Raw genomic sequence first — 4,544 nt, forward strand, 5'->3', positions numbered from 1 at the left:
GCCAGACCGGTGGGCTCGGCCAGACCTGCAAGCTCGGCCAGACAGGTGGGCTCGGCCAGACCCGCAGGCTCGGCCACACCAGCAGACTCGGCCAGACAGGTGGGCTCGGCCAGACCCGCAGGCTCGGCCACACCAGCAGACTCGGCCAAACCGGCAGGCTCGGCCAAACCGGCAGGCTCGGCCAAACCGGCAGGCTCGGCCAAACCGGCAGGCTCGGCCAAACCGGCAGGCTCGGCCAAACCGGCAGGCTCAGCCAAACCGGCAGGCTCAACCAAACCCACCGACTTAGCCAGCCCGGGGTGCGGTCGGTCGCGCCGTCGCGGCAGATTGCGGCTATGGTCGGCGGCCGTGGCCCGACGCCGGGCTTGGTGTCCGCTCAACGCGGGCGGGTCGGCCCGGCCTGGTCGGCTGTCGAGTCTTCCGGCACCCCCGTCCAGGCTTGCCGCCGTGCGGTCGGACAGACCGCGCGTTCGACGCAAACGCTCGGCATGCCTCCGGGACAGGCCCCAAGCACGGCGGCGCTCATGGTCACGGCGGAATTCGTCACGCGCGGGAGAATGGTTTCGAGATGCGGTGCGATCACGCATTTCGGCCAGTTCCCCGGTGCTGAACAACTGAAGCTGCCGCATGTATCAATTATCCAGCATCCGGAGAGGGTTGTCTTTCCCGATCAGGGGTCGATCATGCCAATATTGAAGATCAACATCTGGTGATTGACGCCTTTAGCTGGAGCGATAGCCGCCGCTTCCCCGCTCGAGAGGTTCCATTCTCGGGGGTCGTCACGCCCGATCTCCGACGGCGCCAATCGCACCAAGCCTCGACGCAGCCTGCTCGTTGCGCCGGCGACGTTCCGCCCGTTCGATGAGATCAAGCAGGCCGGGCCGCCCGGGAATCCGACATAGCCGCGTCGCCGGAACTGCGGCCGACCATGCCAGAATGGTGGCGAGAAAGCGATCATGACACCAACGCGGGCACCATACCTGGCCCGACTAATGCCACCACGGCGCCTGGAAGACTGCGTTGAGTATCGCTGCCAGCGAGCCGAGTAGCGCCGCGATGGCATAGGCGCTTCGGATGAGACGGCGGGTGTGGGACTGCCGGCCGGACGGACTCATATGCGCTTCCTTTTCGATTAGTCGCAATACCCGCAGTATTCCTTCACCATCAGGCTGACATCAGGTTCGAAGTTCGAGGTTCAGGTAAGTGACTGCGGGTGTAGGCCGCCAGGGTTCTGACACTGGTCAACGACCTGACGCTGGGCTCCGCGGTTACTACCTGTGAGTCCCGTTGTGGCGCAGACCGTAGAGGTCGCGCTCCAGGTTGGATTGGGCGCCCGGCGTGAGGTGCCGGTCGAGGTGATCGCCGAGGCGAAACCCGCCGATGACGAACGGCTCGCCGCCGCAATGCAGCAGCCAATCGATCGGGACGGCGACCTCGCGCGGTCACTGCACCGCGAGGCCGACGCGACGTCACCGCACCGCGAGGCCGACGCGACGTCACTGCACCGCGAGGCCGACGCGACGTCACCGCACCGCGAGGCCGACGCGAGGTCGAGACGTCGGCCGGGGCCGGGCGTTCTACCCGAGAGGACGCGGCCGGCAGGCCGCCGAGGGCGGTGTGGTGCCGGCGATTGCGGCAGGCAAGTAGCCATCGGGCAAGGCGGCTCGTCTGGCGGACTCGCGCCGACCTGCACCGCGCGCTCGCCGAGCTCGCCCCGAGGAGCAGGGCGGGGGCGCAGGCCCACTACTCGGTGAGGGCTGGAACGGGCAGGTCTTTGACCCGCGGGACGCCCCTAGCTGGCGCGCTCGCCGGCCGCGTCGCGCCAGCCCCGTTCGGCCGAGAGGGCGCGGGCCGTGCGGACCAGGTCGACCGCGTACCGGGAGGGGTGCTGCGCGCGCCACAGGATCGACCACGGGTAACGCGGCACCGACGGGCCCAGTGGGCGCCAGGTCAGGTCGGACCCGGACGAGACGCCGGCCGTCGACGCGGGGGTGCAGAGCACGCAGCGGCCCTGCGTCACCAGGTCCGCGGCCGCGCGCAGCGTCTGCACGCTGCCGGAGAACAGGGTCGGGAAGAAGCCGGCGGACCGGCACACCTCGGCGACGAACGCGTTGAACTCGGGCGCCTGCTCCTCGTCGGCGAGCAGCAGCGTCTCGTCGCGCAGCGCGGCGACCGGCACGTGCGCGAGCCGGGCGTACGGATGTCCGGCCGGCACGAGGACGCCGAGCGAGTCGAGGCGGAACATCTCGGCGGCGATGTCCGGCGCGGCGCCCGGCAGCCGCCCGACGCCGACGTCGAGCCGGCCGTCGGCGAGCAGCCGGCACTGCTCGGGCACGCCCGCCAGCACCTGGTGGATCTCCAGGTCCGGGTGGCGGGCCTGTATCGCGCGCAGGACGGGCCGGACCGCGTCGTAGCCCTCGTCCAGGACGCCGACCCGCAGGCTGGGCGCGGCCAGTGCCATGCCCTGCGCGAGCACGGCGGCCCGGTCGACGTGCTCGAGGATCTGCCGCGCCTCGATCAGGAAGCGCGCACCGGCGGCGGTCAGCGCCACGTGCCGGGTGGTGCGGTCGACGAGCAGCACGCCGACGGCCCGCTCGAGGCGCTGCACCTGGGCGCTGAGCGCGGACGGGACGATGTGCTCGCGGGCGGCGGCGCGGCCGAAGTGCAGCTCCTCGGCGAGGGTGACGAAGTAGCGGAGCTGGCGCAGCTCGATGCGGGCGCCGCCGACGCCGTCGGGGAGGGCCCGGATCGCGGCCCCGGGCGACCGCCGGCCGTCGAACGTCGGCTGTCGGGGCAGGCTGCTCATGCCGCGCCTCCCTTCGGCGGGCGCGCCCGGCCACAGTCGCTCACGCCACGCCTCCCTTCGGCATGCGCGCCCGGCCACAGTCGCTCACGCCACGCCTCCCTTCGGCGTGCGCGCCCGGCCACAGTCGCTCACGCCACGCCTCCCATTGGCATGCGCCCAGCCACAGTCGCTCACACTGCGCCTCCCTTCGGCATGCGCGCCCAGCCACAGCGCGTCACGGGTGAAGTCACGCCACAGCCGCGCGGGCACGGTCTCGCCCTTGATCGCGTCGCCCGCCGAGTCGCGGATCGGGCCGGGCCGGGCCTTCCCGAGCCAGTCGCTCACGCCGCGCCTCCCATTGGGATGCGCGCGGCCGCCGCTCCGCTCGGTGCAGTCGTTCACGCCGAGACCTCCTCGATCGCCGACCGCCGCATCCATCGATACGTATCTCGCAGTGTTATCGCTAACATTCGCGTCGTCAAGGCGTAACAGTCCCGCAACACGAAGTCTGCGCATCCGCTGTTAGCGGTCACATCTAAGTGGGGAGGCGGCCCGAATGTGAGCGGGAGGACCCGTCGTTTCACTGCGTGAGACGACGATGGGGAAAACACCACTAAGTCAACCAAGTTAGTAGACAAAGAAGGGATTCTCGCCGACACTCGTCCGATGGATCTCACCCTGGCGCTCGCCGGACTCGGCGTCGGCATCGTGGTCGGTCTCACCGGCATGGGCGGCGGCGCCCTGATGACCCCCATCCTCGTCCTGGTCTTCGGGGTGCCCCCGATCGCGGCGGTCTCCAGCGACCTGGCGGCCAGCGCCGTGATGAAGCCGTTCGGCGGCTGGGTGCACGCCAGGCGCGGCACGGTGAACTGGCACCTCGTCGGCTGGCTCTGCGCCGGCAGCGTCCCGAGCGCGTTCCTCGGCGTGCTACTGCTGCGCCTGCTCGGCGACGATGCGGCCGTCCAGCACACGATCAAGGTGTCGCTCGGCGTCGCGCTGCTGCTCGCCGCGGCCGGCCTGCTGCTCAAGGCCTGGGTGAGCCGCCGGCAGGGCGCAGGCGACGGCCCGCCGGAGCCGATCCGGGTCCGGCCTTTGCCGACCCTGCTGCTCGGCGCCGTCGGCGGCGTGATCGTCGGGATGACCTCGGTGGGCTCCGGCTCCCTGATCATCGTGGCGCTGCTGGCGCTCTACCCGAAGCTGCGCGCCAACGACCTGGTCGGCACCGACCTGATCCAGGCGATCCCGCTGGTCGTCTCGGCGGCGCTGGGCCACGCCCTCTTCGGCGACCTCAAGCTCGACATCGCCGCCGCGGTCCTGCTCGGCTCGATCCCGGGCGTGCTGATCGGCGCCCGCATCTCCTCGCGCGCACCGGGCGGCATCGTCCGCGCGGCGCTGGTGATCGTGCTGCTGGCCAGCGCCCTGAAGCTGCTCGACGTGCCGACCCCGGCGGTCGGCGCGGTCTCCGGCGCGGCCGTCCTGATCGCGGCCGGGCTGGCGATCTTCCGCCGCATCACCGCCGGCCGCGACGCCCGGGACGCCACCGGGACGCCCGCACCGGAGCGGCAGACCCCGCGGGACGAAGACCGCGAGAAGATCCTGACCGCGGGCTGACCGCCCGGCAGCCGCGACGCGGGCCGCGCACCGGGACGCCCGCACCGAAGCAGCAGACCCCGCGGGACGAAGACCGCGAGAAGATCCTGACCGCGGGCTGACCGCCCGGCAGCCGCGACGCGGGCCGCGCACCGGGACGCCCGCACCG

At 71.7% G+C, this 4,544-nt stretch carries 3 protein-coding genes and 1 pseudogene; 2 read left to right on the forward strand and 2 right to left on the reverse strand.

Going from position 1 to position 4,544, the window contains the following annotated elements; genetic code table 11:
• Nucleotides 1–713 (forward strand): annotated as a pseudogene (locus tag AB0B58_RS30830) (hypothetical protein); the annotation flags it as partial.
• A 1,079-nt stretch (nt 714–1,792) separates the two neighbouring features.
• Here the strand turns inward: AB0B58_RS30830 and AB0B58_RS30835 are convergent.
• Both AB0B58_RS30835 and AB0B58_RS30840 read right to left on the reverse strand, forming a co-directional pair.
• A complete protein-coding gene (locus AB0B58_RS30835; RefSeq protein ID WP_360230666.1) occupies nt 1,793–2,806 on the reverse strand; it encodes a LysR substrate-binding domain-containing protein in 1,014 nt (337 codons plus the stop codon).
• A gap of 84 nt (nt 2,807–2,890) precedes the next feature.
• Nucleotides 2,891–3,187 (reverse strand): hypothetical protein, encoded by a 297-nt coding sequence (locus tag AB0B58_RS30840; protein ID WP_360230669.1) that lies wholly within the window; start codon nt 3,185–3,187, stop codon nt 2,891–2,893.
• Between the two features lie 264 nt (nt 3,188–3,451).
• Here AB0B58_RS30840 and AB0B58_RS30845 point away from each other — a divergent pair, with 264 nt between their 5' ends.
• Nucleotides 3,452–4,396 carry a sulfite exporter TauE/SafE family protein gene (locus AB0B58_RS30845; RefSeq protein ID WP_360230671.1) on the forward strand — a complete coding sequence of 315 codons (945 nt, stop codon included), beginning with the start codon at nt 3,452–3,454 and terminating at the stop codon, nt 4,394–4,396.
• Nucleotides 4,397–4,544: the final 148 nt, after the last annotated feature.

The sequence above is a fragment of the Actinoplanes sp. NPDC049118 genome, assembly GCF_040648555.1.
In the GTDB taxonomy this organism is placed as follows: domain Bacteria; phylum Actinomycetota; class Actinomycetes; order Mycobacteriales; family Micromonosporaceae; genus Actinoplanes.